22 protein-coding genes are annotated in these 16421 nt (G+C 65.3%); 11 read left to right on the forward strand and 11 right to left on the reverse strand.

The genetic code is table 11. The features are described from left to right. Positions 1 to 242 precede the first annotated feature (242 nt). The 4 genes from FGK63_RS01520 to FGK63_RS01535 are packed head-to-tail and all read left to right on the forward strand — an operon-like array spanning position 243 to position 4825. Positions 243 to 902 (forward strand): ABC transporter ATP-binding protein, encoded by a 660-nt coding sequence (locus tag FGK63_RS01520; protein ID WP_138839835.1) that lies wholly within the window; start codon positions 243 to 245, stop codon positions 900 to 902. Then, positions 880 to 2472 (forward strand): KpsE/RkpR family capsule polysaccharide export protein, encoded by a 1593-nt coding sequence (locus tag FGK63_RS01525; RefSeq protein ID WP_138839836.1) that lies wholly within the window; start codon positions 880 to 882, stop codon positions 2470 to 2472. Before FGK63_RS01520 ends, FGK63_RS01525 begins: the two co-directional genes overlap by 23 nt. A 5-nt stretch (positions 2473 to 2477) precedes the next feature. Then, positions 2478 to 3311: a 3-deoxy-8-phosphooctulonate synthase gene (gene kdsA, locus FGK63_RS01530; RefSeq protein WP_138839837.1), complete on the forward strand. Its 834-nt coding sequence runs from the start codon at positions 2478 to 2480 to the stop codon at positions 3309 to 3311. 17 nt (positions 3312 to 3328) lie between these two features. After that, a complete protein-coding gene (locus tag FGK63_RS01535) occupies positions 3329 to 4825 on the forward strand; it encodes a phosphomannomutase/phosphoglucomutase (protein ID WP_138839838.1) in 1497 nt (498 codons plus the stop codon). Positions 4826 to 4906: 81 nt separating this feature from the next. Here the strand turns inward: FGK63_RS01535 and FGK63_RS01540 are convergent, their stop codons facing one another. Then, positions 4907 to 6856: an AsmA family protein gene (locus FGK63_RS01540; RefSeq protein ID WP_138839839.1), complete on the reverse strand. Its 1950-nt coding sequence runs from the start codon at positions 6854 to 6856 to the stop codon at positions 4907 to 4909. 101 nt (positions 6857 to 6957) lie between these two features. Between FGK63_RS01540 and rimO the strand changes: the two genes are divergently transcribed. Continuing rightward, positions 6958 to 8346 (forward strand): 30S ribosomal protein S12 methylthiotransferase RimO, encoded by a 1389-nt coding sequence (gene rimO, locus FGK63_RS01545; protein WP_138839840.1) that lies wholly within the window; start codon positions 6958 to 6960, stop codon positions 8344 to 8346. A 48-nt stretch (positions 8347 to 8394) separates the two neighbouring features. On the opposite strand, the gene FGK63_RS20890 is transcribed toward rimO, so the two are convergent. Beyond that, positions 8395 to 8625 (reverse strand): hypothetical protein, encoded by a 231-nt coding sequence (locus FGK63_RS20890; RefSeq protein ID WP_218961086.1) that lies wholly within the window; start codon positions 8623 to 8625, stop codon positions 8395 to 8397. Positions 8626 to 8630: 5 nt separating this feature from the next. Here FGK63_RS20890 and FGK63_RS01550 point away from each other — a divergent pair, with 5 nt between their 5' ends. Continuing rightward, entirely contained in the window at positions 8631 to 8954 is a 324-nt protein-coding gene (locus FGK63_RS01550) for a hypothetical protein (RefSeq protein ID WP_218961087.1), read from the forward strand. An 80-nt stretch (positions 8955 to 9034) separates the two neighbouring features. On the opposite strand, the gene FGK63_RS01555 is transcribed toward FGK63_RS01550, so the two are convergent. Next, the gene (locus FGK63_RS01555; protein WP_138839842.1) at positions 9035 to 9391 is read right to left on the reverse strand and encodes a diacylglycerol kinase; all 357 of its coding nucleotides are present in this window, start codon (positions 9389 to 9391) and stop codon (positions 9035 to 9037) included. 177 nt (positions 9392 to 9568) lie between these two features. On the opposite strand from FGK63_RS01555, the gene FGK63_RS01560 reads away from it, so the two are divergent. Next, a complete protein-coding gene (locus tag FGK63_RS01560) occupies positions 9569 to 10417 on the forward strand; it encodes a trypsin-like serine peptidase (protein ID WP_246043890.1) in 849 nt (282 codons plus the stop codon). A 57-nt stretch (positions 10418 to 10474) separates the two neighbouring features. On the opposite strand, the gene FGK63_RS01565 is transcribed toward FGK63_RS01560, so the two are convergent. Next, the gene (locus FGK63_RS01565) at positions 10475 to 10660 is read right to left on the reverse strand and encodes a hypothetical protein (RefSeq protein ID WP_138839843.1); all 186 of its coding nucleotides are present in this window, start codon (positions 10658 to 10660) and stop codon (positions 10475 to 10477) included. A 231-nt stretch (positions 10661 to 10891) separates the two neighbouring features. On the opposite strand from FGK63_RS01565, the gene FGK63_RS01570 reads away from it, so the two are divergent. After that, the gene (locus FGK63_RS01570) at positions 10892 to 11134 is read left to right on the forward strand and encodes a CDGSH iron-sulfur domain-containing protein (protein WP_138839844.1); all 243 of its coding nucleotides are present in this window, start codon (positions 10892 to 10894) and stop codon (positions 11132 to 11134) included. On the opposite strand, the gene FGK63_RS01575 is transcribed toward FGK63_RS01570, so the two are convergent. The 5 genes from FGK63_RS01575 to FGK63_RS01595 all read right to left on the reverse strand — a co-directional run bounded on the left by FGK63_RS01575 (position 11135) and on the right by FGK63_RS01595 (position 13075). Then, positions 11135 to 11392 (reverse strand): DUF6455 family protein, encoded by a 258-nt coding sequence (locus tag FGK63_RS01575; protein ID WP_138840426.1) that lies wholly within the window; start codon positions 11390 to 11392, stop codon positions 11135 to 11137. After that, complete coding sequence (locus FGK63_RS01580) at positions 11392 to 11661, reverse strand: DUF6455 family protein (protein WP_138839845.1); 270 nt, start codon at positions 11659 to 11661, stop codon at positions 11392 to 11394. The genes FGK63_RS01575 and FGK63_RS01580 overlap by 1 nt, the downstream gene beginning before the upstream one ends. Positions 11662 to 11676: 15 nt before the next feature. Then, the gene (locus tag FGK63_RS01585) at positions 11677 to 11928 is read right to left on the reverse strand and encodes a DUF6455 family protein (protein ID WP_138839846.1); all 252 of its coding nucleotides are present in this window, start codon (positions 11926 to 11928) and stop codon (positions 11677 to 11679) included. A 71-nt stretch (positions 11929 to 11999) separates the two neighbouring features. Next, positions 12000 to 12368, reverse strand: coding sequence for a YigZ family protein (locus FGK63_RS01590; protein WP_138839847.1), 369 nt, complete (start codon positions 12366 to 12368; stop codon positions 12000 to 12002). Then, positions 12365 to 13075 (reverse strand): M48 family metalloprotease, encoded by a 711-nt coding sequence (locus tag FGK63_RS01595; protein WP_138839848.1) that lies wholly within the window; start codon positions 13073 to 13075, stop codon positions 12365 to 12367. The genes FGK63_RS01590 and FGK63_RS01595 overlap by 4 nt, the downstream gene beginning before the upstream one ends. Positions 13076 to 13197: 122 nt before the next feature. Here FGK63_RS01595 and FGK63_RS01600 point away from each other — a divergent pair, with 122 nt between their 5' ends. After that, positions 13198 to 13446 (forward strand): hypothetical protein, encoded by a 249-nt coding sequence (locus tag FGK63_RS01600; protein ID WP_138839849.1) that lies wholly within the window; start codon positions 13198 to 13200, stop codon positions 13444 to 13446. Between the two features lie 25 nt (positions 13447 to 13471). Here the strand turns inward: FGK63_RS01600 and FGK63_RS01605 are convergent, their stop codons facing one another. Next, the gene (locus FGK63_RS01605) at positions 13472 to 13660 is read right to left on the reverse strand and encodes a hypothetical protein (RefSeq protein ID WP_171052542.1); all 189 of its coding nucleotides are present in this window, start codon (positions 13658 to 13660) and stop codon (positions 13472 to 13474) included. A gap of 142 nt (positions 13661 to 13802) precedes the next feature. Between FGK63_RS01605 and FGK63_RS01610 the strand changes: the two genes are divergently transcribed. Beyond that, positions 13803 to 14381, forward strand: coding sequence for a nitroreductase family protein (locus tag FGK63_RS01610; protein WP_138839851.1), 579 nt, complete (start codon positions 13803 to 13805; stop codon positions 14379 to 14381). Beyond that, entirely contained in the window at positions 14378 to 15091 is a 714-nt protein-coding gene (locus FGK63_RS01615; RefSeq protein ID WP_138839852.1) for an EI24 domain-containing protein, read from the forward strand. The genes FGK63_RS01610 and FGK63_RS01615 overlap by 4 nt, the downstream gene beginning before the upstream one ends. On the opposite strand, the gene FGK63_RS01620 is transcribed toward FGK63_RS01615, so the two are convergent. After that, positions 15082 to 16401: a ferredoxin reductase family protein gene (locus FGK63_RS01620; RefSeq protein WP_138839853.1), complete on the reverse strand. Its 1320-nt coding sequence runs from the start codon at positions 16399 to 16401 to the stop codon at positions 15082 to 15084. The genes FGK63_RS01615 and FGK63_RS01620 overlap by 10 nt on opposite strands. Positions 16402 to 16421: the final 20 nt, after the last annotated feature.

A 16421-nucleotide genomic window follows, 5' to 3' on the forward strand; every position in this document is an offset into this window, starting at 1 on the left:
GGCATCCGGCGGCAGTGGTCCAGTGGTCAAAGCCCCGCAGCGGAATCCCGCGGAAGCGGACCGGACAGGAGAGACTTGATTGTCACAAAGCTTGCCCAGAGCGCCCCTCCCCGCCCCGTACGCATTGATCATTTGTTTCACATTTCGGCATAATGTGGCCACCATCCGGGGGTATCGGACAGTACCCCGACAAGGCCGGCCATCCGTGTCCGGCCCGGATCACGAGAACCGCAAGGCGGCAGATGCTTGAGTTTGAAAACGTCAGCAAGTCCTTCTGGACCGGGACCCGCCGCAAGGTGATCCTGGACCGGGTCTCGTTCCGGGTGGAACTGGGCAAGTCGCTGGGCATCCTGGCGCCGAACGGCACCGGCAAGACCACACTCATCAACATGATGGCGGGGCTGGAAAAACCGGATGAGGGCGTGATCCGGCGCGAGTGCCGCGTGTCCTTCCCGATGGGATTCGTGGGCGGCGTGTCCAACATGCTGTCGGCGCTGGAAAACGCGCGCTACATCGCCAAGATCTACGGCATGGATTCAGACTATGTCGAAGCCTATTGCCGGTGGCTGTGCGATCTGGGGGAGTATTTCAACCAGCCGCTGGGCACCTATTCCTCGGGGATGCGGGCGCGGTTCACCTTTGCGCTGATGCTGGCGCTGGATTTCGACATGTACCTGATCGACGAGGGCATGCCGGCCACGACGGATGTCGAGTTCAACCGCAAGGCCGGATCGATCCTGCGCGAACGGCTGCGCACCACGACCATCGTGATCGTTTCGCACAGCCCCGAGACACTGGAAAAATTTGCCCGGCAGGCGGCTGTCCTGGTGGACGGGCAGCTTTACATGTTTGACACCTTGGAAGAGGCGAAGCAGCTTTATGACTACCAAACCCAAGGCTAGGAAATACCGCATCCCCCAACCTTCCGGCGCCGGGGCAGAACGGGCGGAAGCGGCGCGCGGGGAGACCGAGCTGTCGCCCGCCGAACGGATTCGCCAGGCGCTGGGCGGGGGCGAGGACGCCGCGGCCAGCCGCGAACTGGACGCGATCAAGCGCGAGGGTCTGACCGGGCGGCAGTTGCGCGTGGCGCGGCGGCTGGCGCAGAAACACGGCCTGCCTGCAACATCGGACTACGACGCCGTGCGCCTTCTGCGGCAAAAGGGCATCGACCCGCTGCAGCGTTCGAACCTGCTGGATCTGGTCGTGTCCGGGAAACAGGGCGCGCGCGAGGATGCCGAAGGCGCCGGTTCGTCCGAGATCAAGCTGCCGCAAACCCTGCGGAAGCCGGGCGAAACCCTGCCTGCGGCCGAACTGAGCCCGGCGCAGCGGCGCGAGGTCGAGATCGGCCGGATCCAGCGCGACATCGTGCGCCGCCGCCGCCGCAAGCTGATGGCGCTGTTCGCGCGGTTGGCGGCCTTTGTCCTGCTGCCGACGCTGTTGGTCGGATACTATTTCTACCGCGTCGCCACGCCGATGTATGCCAGCAAGTCGGAATTCGTGATCCTGCAGGCCGACGGCCAGATGGGCGCCGTGGGCGGGCTGCTTGCCGGCACGCAATTCGCGACGTCGCAGGATTCGATCTCGGTCCAGTCCTTCCTCGAATCGAAGGAGGCGATGCTGCTGCTGGACCGCGACGCGGGGTTTGCCGCGCATTTCCAGCAGCCGGACATCGACCCGATACAGCGGCTGGACCCGGACGCCAGCAACGAAGAGGCCTACAAGACCTACAAGCGCATGATCAAACTCGGCTACGACCCGACCGAGGGCGTCATCCGCATGGAGGTGGCCGCGGCGGATCCGGCCACGGCGACCGAGTTCTCGCAGAAGCTGATCTCTTACGCCGAGGATCGGGTGAACAACCTGTCCGAAAAGAAGCGCGAGGACCAGATGAAGGATGCGCGCCAGAGCTTCGAGATGGCGCAGGACGAGCGGCGCAAGGCGCAGGAGGACCTGGTCGAACTGCAGCTGAAGGGCGCGGTTCTGGATCCCGAGGGTGTCATCGCCAGCCTGCGCGGCCGCATCGACCAGGTCGAGGTGCAGTTGCAGGACAAGCGGCTGCAGCTGGCGGCCCTGCTGGACAATGCCCGCCCCAACAAGGCCAAGGTCGAAGGCGTGCAGGGCGATATCGAGCGGCTGGAGGCGGTGCTGGAGGATCTGAACGCCGAAATGGTCGATGCCTCGAATGGCGAAAACTCGCTGGCTCGGCTGAGCGTGCGCATCCAGATGGCGCAGGCCGATCTGGTCACGCGGGACATGATGCTGCAAACCGCGTTGCAGCAAATGGAAAACACCCGGATGGAGGCGAACCGGCAGGTGCGCTATCTGACCGTCTCGGTCAATCCGGTTCCCAGCCAGGAGCCGAGCTATCCGCGCAAGTTCGAAAATACGATTTTGGCATTCCTCCTGTTTGCTGGTATCTACCTTCTGATCTCGCTTACCGCGTCGGTCCTTCGTGAACAGGTATCCTCGTAAGACTCATGAAACATGTAAGAATCGCCGATCTCACGGTCGGCAACGACCTTCCGCTCACCATCATCGCGGGCCCCTGCCAGCTTGAAAGCGCCGATCACGCCCAGATGATCGCCGGCGCGATGAAAGAAGCCTGCGACGCCGCCGGCGCGCAGTACGTGTTCAAGGCCTCATATGACAAGGCCAACCGCACCTCGCTGGGAGGCAAGCGCGGCATGGGCATCGACGCCGGGTTGAAGGTGCTGGACGGCATCCGGCAGTCGATGGGCATTCCGGTGCTCACCGACGTGCATACCGAAGACCAGTGCGCCGTCGCGGCGCAGGCGGTGGACGTGCTGCAGATCCCGGCCTTCCTGTGCCGCCAGACCGACATGCTGCTGGCGGCGGGCGAAACCGGCAAGGCGGTCAACGTCAAGAAGGGCCAGTTCCTGGCGCCCTGGGAGATGCCCAACATCGTCGAAAAGATCGAAAGCACCGGCAACGAGAACATCCTTCTGACCGAGCGCGGAACCTCGTTCGGCTACAACACGCTGGTGGCGGACATGCGGTCGCTGCCGCAGATGGCGCAAACGGGGTATCCGGTGGTGATGGACGCCACCCATTCGGTGCAGCAGCCGGGCGGCAAGGGCGGCTCGTCCGGCGGACAGCGCGAATTCGCGCCGGTGATGGCGCGGGCGGCGGTGGCGCTGGGCGTCGGCGCGGTCTTCATCGAGACGCACCAGGACCCGGACAACGCCCCCTCGGACGGGCCGAACATGATCCCGCTCGGGCAGATGCCCGAGCTTGTCGCCACCTTGATGCGCTTTGACGCCTTGGCTAAAGCAAACCCGATCAAGATCTGAAGCAAGAGTTTTTCCTCATGACCAAACCCCTCGCCGAGGTGACGCCGAACACCTGGAGTTTTCTGCGCGACCCGATGATCAAGCCCACCGGCTTTCGCGAATATGACGCGCGCTGGAAATACCCGGACGAGATCAACCTGCCCGGCATGACCGCCCTGGGCCTGGGCCTGGGCACCCAGATGCACAGGCGCGGGATCGAGCCGGTGATCGCGGTCGGCAACGACTATCGCGACTATTCGCTGGCCATCAAGAACGCGCTGATCCTGGGCCTGATGCAGGCCGGCATCCAGGTCAAGGATATCGGCCCGGCGCTGAGCCCCATGGCCTATTTCGCGCAGTTCCACCTGGACGTGCCGGCGGTGGCGATGGTGACGGCCTCACACAATCCGAACGGCTGGACCGGGGTGAAGATGGGGTTCGAGCGCCCGCTGACCCACGGGCCGGACGAGATGGCCGAACTACGCGACATCGTGCTGAGCGGCGATTTCGAGACGCGGCCCGGCGGCACCTACGAATTCGTCGAAGGAGTGCGCGAAGCCTATATCGACGATCTGGTGGGCGATTTCCGCATGTCCCGGCCGCTCAAGGTCGTCTGCGCCACGGGCAACGGTACCGCCTCGGCCTTTGCGCCCGAGATCTTCGAGCGGATGGGGGTCGAGGTCGTGCCCAGCCACAACCGGCTGGATTACACCTTCCCCAACTACAACCCCAACCCCGAGGCCATGGAGATGCTGCACGACATGGCCGCCACGGTGAAGGCCACAGACGCCGACCTGGCGCTGGGCTTCGACGGTGACGGCGACCGCTGCGGCGTCGTGGATGACGAAGGCGAAGAGATCTTTGCCGACAAGGTGGGCGTGATCATGGCCCGCGACCTGTCCAAGCTGCATCCGAACGCGACCTTCGTGGCCGACGTGAAATCGACCGGCCTGTTCGCCGCCGATCCGGAGCTGCAGAAGAACGGGGTAACGGCGGTCTACTGGAAGACCGGCCACAGCCACATGAAGCGGCGCGTCAAGGAAATCGGCGCGCTGGCGGGGTTCGAGAAATCCGGGCACTACTTCCTGGCCGAACCCATCGGCCGCGGATACGACTGCGGCATGCGCGTGGCGGTCGAGATCTGCAAGCTGATGGACCGCAACCCGGACAAGAGCATGTCGGACCTGCGCAAGGCCCTGCCCAAGACCTGGTCGACGCCGACCATGTCGCCCTATGCGGCCGATACCGAGAAATACGACATCCTCGCGCGCCTGGTCGACAAGCTGGTCGCCAAGCACGAAGCCGGCGAAAGCTTTGCCGGCCGCGCGATCAAGGAGGTCGTGACGGTGAACGGCGCCCGCGTCATCCTCGACAACGGCAGCTGGGGGCTGGTGCGCGCCTCGTCCAACACGCCGAACCTGGTCGTGGTCTGCGAAAGCAGCGAGAGCGAACAGGAAATGCGGGCGATCTTTGCCGATATCGACGCGGTGATCCGCACCGAACCGGCGGTGGGCGACTACGACCAGACGATCTGATCCGTTCGCGGCTTCATCTTTTACCAAATACTCCCGCCGGAGGCTCTCGAACGGGCCACCGGCGGCGAGGGTCGGCCAGGTTCAGTCCACGCCCAGCAGCTTGAGCAAGCCCTTCTTGGCCTCTTCCTCCAGTCTGTCCTTGATGACCTCCTCGAGATCCTGTTCCTCGGTGATCGTGGTGTCGAGTTCCTTTTCCAGCTTCTGCCGCAGTTTGTCCTTGGCCTTGGCCTCGACCTCGTTCAGCTTCTTTTCCTTCGCCGCCTCGATCACCTTGCTGAGATCGGGCTTGATGGCGGGATCCGCCCAGGGCCCCACGATGCGGACCGGCACTGCCAGCCCCTGACCCGAGTTGGCCCGAAGCGCGACCGGCGTGAACAGGTAGTCGATGTCGCGCGCGCCAAGCCCGATGCGCCCGTCGCCGTCGGCACGAAAATTGTCGAGCTGCATCAGCAGGTCACGGTTGAACAGGTCGCCATCGATGATCGTGAAACTTGCCGCCAGGCTGTTGAACACCGTGGTTCCTCCCGTTCCGGCCCCCGACCCCATCAGCCGGTCCAGGTCGAAGCCCGAGATCACGCCGCGCCCCATGTCGATGCGCCCCTCGCCGTTCAGCGAGCGCATGATCTGATCTTCGGTCTGGCCGACGCCCAGGAACTTGACCGCGCCCGACGCCTTGCCGGACAGCCGCTCGACCCCGGCCAGCGTGGACAGCGCCTCCTGCGTCTCGATCCCGTCAATCTTCATGTCGCCTGCCACGGACAGGCCGCCCCGGTTGTTGGCCACCAGCTGCCCCGTAAGCGTTCCCGAGAACAGGGTGACGGGATGCATCTCCAGAACCGCGCGCGCCCGGTCCAGGGTCAGGGTGACGCGGCTGGGGCCCAGCTTCAGATCGCCGGTCGAGATCGAATTGGCGTCGAGGCGGATCGAACCGTTGGCCAGCGACAGGGCCGAGGCGTCGATCGGCGCCTTGGACCATCCCTGCGGCGTCTGCGCCCCTGCGCCACCGCCTGCGGACGGGGCGCTCGGTCCTCCGATCTGCGACAGGTCCAGATCGCCCGCGGCCAGACGGGCCGTCACCTGCGGCGGGTCGGCGGCGATCATGTCGGCCTCGCCGGTGAAGCGGTTCTGGTCCAGGACTGCCGTGAGGTCGCGCAGCGACAGGCGGCCATCCTGCGTATAGGTCATCTGCGCGGTGACATTGGCCACCTGCCCCAGCCCCTTCGGCACCGCAACCCCCGCCTGCCCGAAAGCGGCCAGCATCCTTGCGGTATCCGTGGTCTTGATCCGGGTGGTTCCCGCCATCTCTCCGGCAGTGTTCACCTTGCCGGCAAAGGTGATGGCCCCGCCCGGGGCGGTCAGCGCCATGTCCATCCCGGTCACCGTCCCGGAGGCGAAACCGGGCAGGTCGGGGATCCGCATGTCGACGTCGATCGGACCATCCCCCAGCTTCAGCCGCGCCCGCACCTCGAGCGGCGCGGTCGGCGCGGGCCAGCTGGCCGCCAGATCGACATTGGCGAAATCCATCCGGGTCTCGCCTTCTTCGACATAGATCAGGCGCGCGTTGGTCAGTTCCAGCGAGTCGAGCGTGACCTCGCGCTGTTCGGCGGGGGCCTGCCCGGGCCCGGTCGGGGTTGCCGCTGGCGCCGAAGGGGCGCCGAACTCCCAGTTGCCGCGACCTTGCGATGATTCGAGGCGCAGGACCGGATCCCGGGCAACGATCTGCCTGATCCTGACATTGCCGGACAGCAGGGCCGAGGCGTCGACTCCGACGGCCAGCCCCTGCGCCGAGAGCATCGGCTCGGGGCCGGCCCAGTCCGCGTTGCCGATGGTCACAGGCCCGGTCTCGATGCCCAGAACCGGCCAGAAAGACAGGCTTACATCGCCCGACAGCGTCAACTCACGCCCGGTCTGCGCCTTGACCTGGTCCGCGAGAATGGCGCCCAGCTTGTCCCCGGGCATCAGCAGAAGCGCGCCGATCACCAACACGACCACCGCGATCAGAATGAACGCGATCCGCAAAAGCCAGCCCATGATTCTGCTCCTCACCTGTTCTGATTATGCATTGCATATGACAAGCCAGCCTTGCTCTCGCAACATTTGCAAGCAGAAGTGATCCCCACTATATGCGCGCAATGAGCACGAACCCACCGAACCTCCGCCCCGACCTGGCGCCCGCCGCCCGCTTTACCGATGCGCCCCGCGCCGGCCAGCCGACCATCGGCATGGTCTCGCTCGGCTGTCCCAAGGCGCTGGTGGACAGCGAGCGCATCCTGACCCGGCTGCGCGCCGAGGGGTACGGCATCTCGCCCGACTATGCCGGGGCCGATGCGGTGATCGTCAACACCTGCGGATTCCTCGACAGCGCCAAGGCGGAATCGCTGGAGGCCATCGGCGAGGCGCTGGTGGAGAACGGCAAGGTGATCGTGACGGGGTGCCTGGGGGCCGAGCCGGATTACATCCGCGAGCATCACCCGCGCATCCTGGCCGTCACCGGCCCGCACCAGTACGAGCAGGTGCTGGATGCCGTGCATGCCGCCGTGCCGCCCGACCCGCACCCGTTCGTGGACCTGCTGCCCGCCTCGGGCGTCAAGCTGACACCCCGCCATTACAGCTATCTGAAGATTTCCGAGGGCTGCAATCACAAGTGCCGGTTCTGCATCATCCCCGACATGCGGGGGCGTCTGGCCAGCCGCCCGGCCCACGCGGTGCTGCGCGAGGCCGAAAAGCTGGTGGAAAGCGGCATGCGCGAGTTGCTGATCATCAGCCAGGACACCTCGGCCTACGGGCTTGACCGGAAACACGACGTGAACCCGTGGAAGGACGGCGAGGTGCGCAGCCACATCACCGACCTGGCGCGCGAACTGGGGCGGATGGAAGCCTGGGTGCGGCTGCATTACGTCTACCCTTACCCACATGTGCGCGACCTGATCCCGCTGATGGCGGATGCGGGATGCAACGTGCTGCCCTATCTCGACATTCCGTTCCAGCACGCCCACCCGGACGTGCTGAAGCGCATGGCGCGGCCCGCGGCGGCGGCGAAAACCCTGGACGAGATCGCCGCCTGGCGCGAGGTCTGCGCCGACATCACCCTGCGCTCGACCTTCATCGTCGGCTACCCGGGCGAGACCGAGGCCGAGTTCCAGACGCTGCTCGACTGGATGGACGAGGCGCAGCTGGACCGCGTCGGCTGCTTTCAATACGAGAACGTGGACGGCGCCCGGTCGAACGACCTGCCGGACCACGTGCCGGCCGAGGTCAAGCAGGACCGCTGGGAGCGGTTCATGGAAAAGGCGCAGGCGATCTCGGCGGCGAAGCTGGCCGCCAAGGTCGGCAGCCGCATCGAGGTGATCGTGGACGAGGTGGACGCCGAGGCCGCCACCTGCCGCACCAAGGCGGACGCGCCGGAAATCGACGGCAACCTGTTCATCGACGAGGACTTCGAGGGGTTGAAGCCGGGGGATATCGTGACGGTCGAGGTGGACGAGGCCGGGGAGTATGATTTGTGGGGGCGGGTTGAATGAGGCTACGACTTTCTTACGTTGGCCCTCTCAAGGGCAACAGCCGAAAGCTCAGAGATATTTGGCATCTAAGGGAGTATTTTCACCCACAACTGCAAAGGTTTTGGAACTCACACGAACATTTGAGCACATGGTTAAGCACATCAACAGACCAAGGGTTGTCATTGGGACAATCCAACGACGACGAGGGCCGTGTTCCGCTTTCGCGACTTTTCGCAAAACATTTTTCGTTTTGCCAAAAGCACTTTGTACCCTTGGCGGTAAAACACTCACATCTGTCATGTGAAGTGTCCGTTTTGCTCTTGGTGGCACCAAATAGCCCGCACCTGCTCGCCAAGGGTGATATCGACAATCGTATGAAAACGCTCTTGGATGGTCTTCGAATGCCGCAGCAGAAATCGGAGCTCTTGGACCTACATGATCTCGGAAACCTTGAGCGCCCGATTTATGTTCTTATGGAAGACGATAGTCAGGTCGCAAAGCTCTCTGTTGAGTACGACACCTATTTGGCGGCCAGCGACGCCGACATTAAGAACGACGTAGTTAATGCAATCATAGATGTTCAAATCCGCCCAACGTTGATTACCATAGATAACACTCTCTACTTGTAGCGTTGCTGGAGTTGACGCTCTTAAGCACTTTAAGACTTTCGACTTTGTTCACAACGATGTGGTAATTTTTGAGCGGGGCCTTAGACCAACCCCACCAGCACCACCACCCAGACCACGCCCGCGGCCACGGCGGTCAGCGCCACCGCCGCGCTGGCGGCGTCCTTGGCCTGACCTGCCAGTTCGTGGTGGTCGGTCGAGGTGTGGTCCACCGCCCGCTCGATGGCGGTGTTGAACAGTTCGGCGACCAGCACCAGGATCCCCAGCGCGAGGATCAGCGCGCGTTCGGCGGTGCCGAGCGGCAGCAGGAACGCCAGTGCGGCCGAGATCAGGTTGGCCCAGACCCAGGCCCGAAAGGAATATTCGCTTTGCCAGGTGTCGGCGCAGCCGGCCCAGCTCCAGACGGTTCTGGATTTCAGGCGGGTCAGAAAGTATCGCATCGGTCCTCCGTCCGGGGAATTGCAGGGGCAGGCGCGTGTCGTGTCCGCAGGAAAGCCCAACTGCGTCGCCCCGTCCAGCCGGGTTCGCGCGCAGGCGACGGGATTGTTGCATCGACATTCCGCCCGCGCCGTCCCATCATTCAGATCAGGGAAGGGAATTGCCGGAACGGGGGCCACGTGACCGCGAAACACAAGACCGCGACAGCCTTGATCCCGGCCATGATGATTGTGGCTGCGGCCTCCGCCTTCGCCCAATCGCCGGATGCGGGGATGACGGGCGGCAAGGCGTTCGCGCCGGAATTCAATGCGATCTGCCGCTCCGGGAACCGGATGTCGCAGGGGTGCGAGGCGATCCGCCAGCGCGAGATCGTGGATGCATCGGCAAGCCCATGGCGGGCGGTCGGGCGGGTCAATTTCGCCAGCACCCAGGTCAGGAGCCATTGCACCGGCACGCTGATCTCGGAGCGGGTCGTGCTGACCGCCGCGCATTGCCTGTACAACCACCCCCGCAAGTCGTGGATCCCGCCGGAAAGCATCCGCTTCGTGGCCGGATACCAGCGCGGCGAGGGAGTGGCCGTGTCGCAGGTGGAGCGGTTCGTTCTGGATCCGGTGAAGGACACTGCGACCCGCGATTTCGAGGGCGGCCCGGCCCAGGACTGGGCCCTGCTGGTCCTGAAAGAGCCGATCGGCCGGGACGTGGGGTTTCTTGAAACCGGCGATCTTATAGCGGCGGCGCTGACCGGGCAGCCCCTTGCGCTGGCCGGCTATGCGGGGCTGCGCCAGCACGTGCTGGCGGTGGCGCGGGATTGCGGGGCTCCGGATATCCGCCCGCAACAGGGCGTGTTCCTGCTGCCCTGCGCGGCCATGTCGGGCGATTCCGGCGCGCCGGTTCTGGCCGATATGGAGGGGACGCCTCGGGTCGTGGGCGTGCTGTCCAGCGTGGCGGTGGTGGACGGGGAAAGCGTCATCATAGCCATCCCCGTCGCGCGGCTCGCGAAGGCGATGGAGATTGCGTCAGAGGATTAGGAACGGACCGCAAAGGCGGGAACAGGCGGCCGCAAAGGGCCGCCTGTCAGGAAATCGTCAGCTGACCGGCGAACAGACGGTCTGACCGGCCTCGGTGGTTGCCAACTGATAGCCAGTCGGGCAGCTGGCAGCGCCATACTTGTCATAGGAGGGCTGCACGTAGACCGGCTCGGGCTCTTCCTGCTGCGCGCAGGCGGTCAGGACCAGGGCGAATGCACCAAAGGCAGCGAGTTTCAGTTTCATGTCCTTCAATCCTTTATTTCTCAACTTTTTTTCCCCAACCAACCGGGGTTCCATCAGGTTACGCCCTCGAATGCGCCGTGGCAACCGAATCGGGTCGGGCGCGGCCGTCGGAGCGGAGAATCGCAGACGGAATTGTTCATAGATCGGGCAGGTTTGCGCGAATCCCGGCCTACCAATCCGGCAAACCTCAGCTATGCTTTGCCCCAGACATCAGCCAGCGAGGAGAGCCACATGTCAGACGCCCCCAACATCGCCCAGAAAGGGCCGTTCCCTGTCGAGGTCAAGGAAGGCAAGACCTACTTCTGGTGCGCCTGCGGGCAATCCGGCAAGCAGCCCTTTTGCGACGGCTCACATAAGGGAAGCGCGTTCGAGCCGGTGAAATACACGGCCGAGGCGGACAAGAAGGTGTTCTTTTGCGGCTGCAAGCATTCGTCGAAAAAGCCGCTCTGCGACGGGACGCATTCCAAGCTCTGATCACTTCAGCCGGTTCAGGACATCGGCATTGGCGCAAAACTCTGGCGCGGCTTCGGCGCAGGCCTGCCGCGTCGCCAGCCAGAGTTCGCATTGGCGGTGGCAGTCGGCGGCGCGGCACCGGGTGACCATCTCGGCATAGCCCTGCTCGGTCAGGCGACCTTCGGCCATCGCCTCGGACAGGGACACGTCCATGCAGCGGGCGACCGAGCGGGTGAGCCAGAAGTGCTTTTCGATATCGCCCAGCGAGATCTGTAGCATCATTCGTCCTCTTTCTGTTTTCTCCTCAGCGCCGCCAGACGGGCGCGGTTGGCGCAGGATTTCGGTGCGTCCTCGACGCTTTCGTTCTGGTCCAGCCATGCCCGACAACCGCCGGCGTCCTCGCAGGCCCGGCAGGTCTGCACCATCCCGGCCCAGTCTTCCTGGCTGAGCCGGCCTTCCTCGTGCGCCGCCACGATGTCCGTCCCGGTCGCGCGGCCCATCCCCAGAACGAGGCGGAGATGGGTCATTATCTTTCCGAGCGGGGGCATGGCGGGGTCCAGGGGTCAGGGGGTGAGACGGGCGAAGAGGTCCTGGTTGCGGCAATATTCGGGCGTCAGGCCCGAGTGATGCACGCGGGCGAGATAACTCGCGCAGTTGTCGGGGTTCGGGCAATCAGTGCAGCGCAGGACCGCATCCGAGATCTCGTCCGACGAGACGTTGCCGGAAATCGCGGTCTCCTGCAGGTCGATGCCCAGCGTGGATGCCATCCGATCCACCAGGTCGGCGTGGCGTCTGAGCGTGTCGCGGTCGGTCATCGGGTGATCCTTTCTGTCGCGCTGATGGGACAGAACCTACCCGTTGTTGGCCGCGTTGCCATTGACTCAGGTCAAGACGCCAGTCCGATGTGGTCGAGATAGGCGCGGGTCGCATCCTGCACCCGGCGGAAGCGGTCACCGCCCAGCTTCTTGCCGCCGTACCAGCGGGTGACGATGATGACGTGGTCTTGCAGGCCGGCGCGCTCCATCATGCGCAGGATCACCATGGCGGCGCCGGACTCGCCGTCATCGGCCTTGAGCGCGCCGGTGGGCAGCACCGCCGCCCAGGTGTTGTGGGTGGCCTTGGCGTATGAGCGGTCGGCCTTGAGTTGGGCTAGCACCGCGTCCACCTCGGCCCGGCTGGTCGCAGGCGCCCCGGTCACGGCGTATTTCGAGCCGCGGTCGGTCAGGACCACGCCAAGGCGGACCAGTTGCGTCACCGGATCAGGCCCAACTGGCGGGCGGTCTGGTTCACGGCCTGAACCCGCTGCGCGTTGGGCGGGTGCGAACCCAGGAACCGGTTGCCGGGATCGGGGACGCGGTCGAAGAACAGCACTCCGACCAGTGGATTGTAGCCTGCGTTGTAAGTGATGATGGTGCCAAGCTGATCCGCCTCGAGCTCGAACTCCTTGGAATAGCTGCGGGCGCCCACCACAGCGCCCAGCTGCTGCGCCGCGTCGATGGCGGCCGCGTTGCCACCGGTCAGGCCGGCAAGCTGGCCAAAGACGATGGCCCCGACCGCCGCGTTCTGCGATTGCCGCGCGATGTGGCCGCGAATGTGATGCGCCGCCTCGTGCCCCATCACGAAGGCCAGTTCGTCGCCGTTTCGGGTCGAGGCGATCATCGACTGGGTGAAGACGATCACCGGCCGGCCCTGCTTGTCGAGGGTCTGGTAGGCGTTGGCGGGCGCGCGCTTGTCCGGGTCGATCAGGATGCGGAAGTCGCAATTGCCTCCGGACGTGCGGCGCTTGCATTCGGCCCGCGCCTGCGCCCCGACTGCCTGGCTGACCGCGTCGAAATTCTTGGCGGCCACGCGCGTGTTCGGGGGCAGCGCCGAAGATTGCGGCGCCGGGACGGTCGCCGGCGGCGGGGCCGTGACCTCGCAGGCGGAGAGAACGAGAACCAGAAGCAGGGCGATCCGGCGCATCAGGGGGCCTTTCTTTTCAAGTCGTCGGACCAGGAGATTAGCCCGCGACGATGCGGTCTTCCACTCCAAAGCGGCCGCGTCAATGGCTTGCAATCGTTCGGGGCGGCCGTCACTGTGAGGTCATGTTTACGATTGAGCACGAGTTCGACTCGACCGTCATCACGCTGGTGGACGAAGGCGACGCGCCCTTGCAGGAGGACGTGGTCATCAACAGTTTCGCCGAATGCGTCACGCTGGAGCAACTGGATCCCCGCACCGACCAGATCCACAAGATCACCCTGTCGCCGGAACAGCTGCGCGACCTGGCCGCCGCGCTGGACCTGCCGGAAGGGGTGTACCAGATCCGGGAAACGCCGGCTCAGGGGTCATAGCAAAAACCTAGTCCTGCGCGGGGGCTCAGAATTCGTCGCCGCGCGGGCCGTAGTAATAGGCGTTGGCCGCGGCACGCTCTTCGGGGGTGCGGCCATGCGCCGGGGCGAGACCGCCGGGCAGCCCCTCGATCCCGGTATCCGGTCCGGTCGCGGCCGGCTGGCAGGCGGACAGAACGGCGGATGTGCAAAAGAGAATGATGATGATCCTGGGCATGGCGTCTCCTCGAACCTGCTGACAAGATAACAGGCCGGGGCCAAGGCGCATCGCCGGAATGCCACGGTCACCTTCATTTTACCCTTGAAACGCCCGCCTGCCTGACCGAGATACAGGGGGCTTATGTAAAAAGGTTTCACATATGTCGCTGGAGAACCCCGCCGCCCTCGAATTCCTGCTGTCGCGCCGGTCGCGCCCGGCAAAGACGCTGGTCGCCCCGGCGCCGACCCGCGAGCAGTTGCAGCCGCTTCTGACCGCCGCCGCGCGCAGCCCGGATCACGGCAAGCTCGAACCGTGGCGTTTCGTCGTGCTGGAAAAGGGCGCGATGCCGCGTCTGGCGGACATGACCGAGGCCACGGGCAAGGCCCTCGGCAAATCCCCCGAAGAAATCGCCAAGGCGCGCAGCCAGTTCGACCAGGGCCATCTGGCGGTCGCGGTGATCGAGGTGCAGAAACCGTCGGACAAGATCCCGGCCATCGAACAGACCTACTCCGCCGGGGCAGTCTGCCTGGCGCTGCTGAACGCCGCCCTTGCGGCGGGCTGGGGCGCGAACTGGCTGAGCGGCTGGCAGGCGCATGACCGTGGCTTTTGCGAAAAGGCGCTGGGACTGGCGGAGAACGAGCGGATCGTCGGTTTCGTGCATATCGCGACCGAAGGCGCCGCCCCGCCGGAACGGCCGCGCCCGGATGTCGATGCCATTACCGAATGGGTTTCGGAATGATCATCGTCAACTCGTTCTTCCTGGCGCTGGGCCAGATCGGGGATCACAGGTTCCGCAAGGTGCTGCTGATTGGGGTCGGCCTGACCTTCGCGCTGCTCTTCGGGTTCACCTCGGCGGTGGTCTGGGGCGCGGGCCTGTTCGTCGGCGACACGGTGACCCTGCCCTGGATCGGCACCGTCACCTGGGTCGGCAACGTCCTGAGCTGGGCGCTGTTGCCGCTGATGCTGCTGCTGTCGGTCGTGCTGATGGTGCCGGTCGCCTCGGCCATCACCTCGATGTTTCTGGACGAGGTGGCGCAGGCGGTCGAGGACCGGCATTATCCGCAGTTGCCGAAAGTGCCGGGCGTGTCCTTCATGGACGGTCTGGCCGATACGCTGAGCTTTCTGGGGGTGCTGATCGCGGCCAACCTGCTGGCGCTGATCCTTTATGTCGTCTTCACGCCGCTGGCGCCGCTGATCTTCTGGGGGCTGAACGGGTTCCTTCTGGGGCGGGAATACTTCACGCTCGCCGCCATGCGACGTCTGGGGCGGGAAGGCGCGCGCAAGCTCAGGGCGCAGCACATGCCGACCATCTGGATCGCCGGCACGCTGATGGCGGTGCCGCTGTCGGTGCCGGTCGTCAACCTGCTGGTCCCGATCATCGGCGCCGCGACCTTCACCCATATCTTCCACGGCCTGAACGACCGGGCCCGGGCGCGCGGTCAGTCGTAGACGAAGGATTCGCTGAGGATCCGGCGGGCGGGCACGCCCATCGCGATCAGGTCGCGCCGGACCGCGCTGAGCATCGCGGGCGGGCCGCAGAGGACATAGACCCAGTCCCGCTGCGCCGGGTCCGCGAACACCTTTTCAAGAAGCGCACGGTCGATCATGCCGACCTCGCCCTGCCAGTTCTCGGGCGGTTCGGACAATGTGTGGACCAGCCGCAGCCCGCCCGCCTGCTCCATCGCGGCCACTTCCGCGCCATCGACGATCTGCGACGCGGCGCGGTTGCCGTAGATCAGCGTCACCGGGCGCGGATCGTTCTTCGCCCGCAATTCGCGCAACAGGCCCAGCATCGGCGCGACGCCCACGCCGCCTGCGATCAACGCCACGCCCGGGGCGGTCTGCCCGCCCAGCGTCAGGCTGCCGAAAGGCGCGTCGAGATAGGCCCGCGCGCCGGGTTCGATCCTGCCGAGGCTGCGGGTGAAATCGCCCAGTTCCTTGATGACGAAGCGGATCTCGGGGCCCTCGGCGGGCGCCGAAGCGATCGAGAACGGGTTGTCGTTCACCGAGAACGGGCTGCGCCCGACATGCAGCCAGGCGAACTGACCGGCCTCGTACCGCATCCCGTCATGGCCGTCCGGGGCCAGCACCATCTCCCAGGTGCGTTCGGCCACCTTGGCGACGCGCGTGATCCGCCAGGGCCGCCGCAGCCGCGCGAGCGGTGACAGCAGATAGACCCGCAGCAGCGACAGAACGGCGATGCCGCCCAGCCCCAGCCAGAATCCCGCCAGCACCGGATCGGAACTGTAGCGTCCCGCCACCAGCGCGTGCCACAGCACGAAGACCGCGACCGCCAGGGCCGTCAGCCCATGCGCCAGCCGCCAGATTTCATAGCGTTTGCCCGGCCCGTTCCGCGACAGCGCGAGTCCGACCAGCACCGGCAGCAGCACCCAGGCCGCCGCACCCGGCAGGATCGTTTCGGGCTGCCAGGACAGCGTCAGTTGCCGGGTCACATCCCAGGGATAGGCCGGGTTGCGTTCAGCCCGGTAGAGAAAGGGGTGGATCAGCGCCAGCACCAGCGCCACCCGCGCCAGAAGTTGGTGCCAGCGCATGGTCACGTCCATGCCGATCCGGCGCGAGATCAGCCGGAACCGTCCCGAGAGCGGGAATTCGACCAGCAGGACGACGGTGGCCAGCATCCCGGCGCCGGTGGCCAGTTCGTCCCACAGAGACCGCGGCGGAATGCCCTGCGCCACGGCAAGCCCAAGCGGCGCCAGCACCAGGCCGAGATAGACCAGAAACAACAGCCAACCGGGCATCCGCTTTCCCTCCGGTCACA

Origin of the sequence: Ruegeria sediminis (assembly GCF_005938215.1) — a bacterium.
GTDB lineage: Bacteria > Pseudomonadota > Alphaproteobacteria > Rhodobacterales > Rhodobacteraceae > Ruegeria > Ruegeria sediminis.

Coding starts and splice junctions, on each gene's coding strand:
- FGK63_RS01520 (WP_138839835.1), top strand. CDS start 243: ATGCTTGAGTTTGAAAACGTCAGCAAGTCCTTCTGGACCGGGACCCGC.
- FGK63_RS01525 (WP_138839836.1), top strand. CDS start 880: ATGACTACCAAACCCAAGGCTAGGAAATACCGCATCCCCCAACCTTCC.
- kdsA (WP_138839837.1), top strand. CDS start 2,478: ATGAAACATGTAAGAATCGCCGATCTCACGGTCGGCAACGACCTTCCG.
- FGK63_RS01535 (WP_138839838.1), top strand. CDS start 3,329: ATGACCAAACCCCTCGCCGAGGTGACGCCGAACACCTGGAGTTTTCTG.
- FGK63_RS01540 (WP_138839839.1), bottom strand. CDS start 6,856: ATGGGCTGGCTTTTGCGGATCGCGTTCATTCTGATCGCGGTGGTCGTG.
- rimO (WP_138839840.1), top strand. CDS start 6,958: ATGAGCACGAACCCACCGAACCTCCGCCCCGACCTGGCGCCCGCCGCC.
- FGK63_RS20890 (WP_218961086.1), bottom strand. CDS start 8,625: ATGACAGATGTGAGTGTTTTACCGCCAAGGGTACAAAGTGCTTTTGGC.
- FGK63_RS01555 (WP_138839842.1), bottom strand. CDS start 9,391: ATGCGATACTTTCTGACCCGCCTGAAATCCAGAACCGTCTGGAGCTGG.
- FGK63_RS01565 (WP_138839843.1), bottom strand. CDS start 10,660: ATGAAACTGAAACTCGCTGCCTTTGGTGCATTCGCCCTGGTCCTGACC.
- FGK63_RS01570 (WP_138839844.1), top strand. CDS start 10,892: ATGTCAGACGCCCCCAACATCGCCCAGAAAGGGCCGTTCCCTGTCGAG.
- FGK63_RS01575 (WP_138840426.1), bottom strand. CDS start 11,392: ATGCTACAGATCTCGCTGGGCGATATCGAAAAGCACTTCTGGCTCACC.
- FGK63_RS01580 (WP_138839845.1), bottom strand. CDS start 11,661: ATGCCCCCGCTCGGAAAGATAATGACCCATCTCCGCCTCGTTCTGGGG.
- FGK63_RS01585 (WP_138839846.1), bottom strand. CDS start 11,928: ATGACCGACCGCGACACGCTCAGACGCCACGCCGACCTGGTGGATCGG.
- FGK63_RS01595 (WP_138839848.1), bottom strand. CDS start 13,075: ATGCGCCGGATCGCCCTGCTTCTGGTTCTCGTTCTCTCCGCCTGCGAG.
- FGK63_RS01600 (WP_138839849.1), top strand. CDS start 13,198: ATGTTTACGATTGAGCACGAGTTCGACTCGACCGTCATCACGCTGGTG.
- FGK63_RS01605 (WP_171052542.1), bottom strand. CDS start 13,660: ATGCCCAGGATCATCATCATTCTCTTTTGCACATCCGCCGTTCTGTCC.
- FGK63_RS01610 (WP_138839851.1), top strand. CDS start 13,803: ATGTCGCTGGAGAACCCCGCCGCCCTCGAATTCCTGCTGTCGCGCCGG.
- FGK63_RS01615 (WP_138839852.1), top strand. CDS start 14,378: ATGATCATCGTCAACTCGTTCTTCCTGGCGCTGGGCCAGATCGGGGAT.
- FGK63_RS01620 (WP_138839853.1), bottom strand. CDS start 16,401: ATGCCCGGTTGGCTGTTGTTTCTGGTCTATCTCGGCCTGGTGCTGGCG.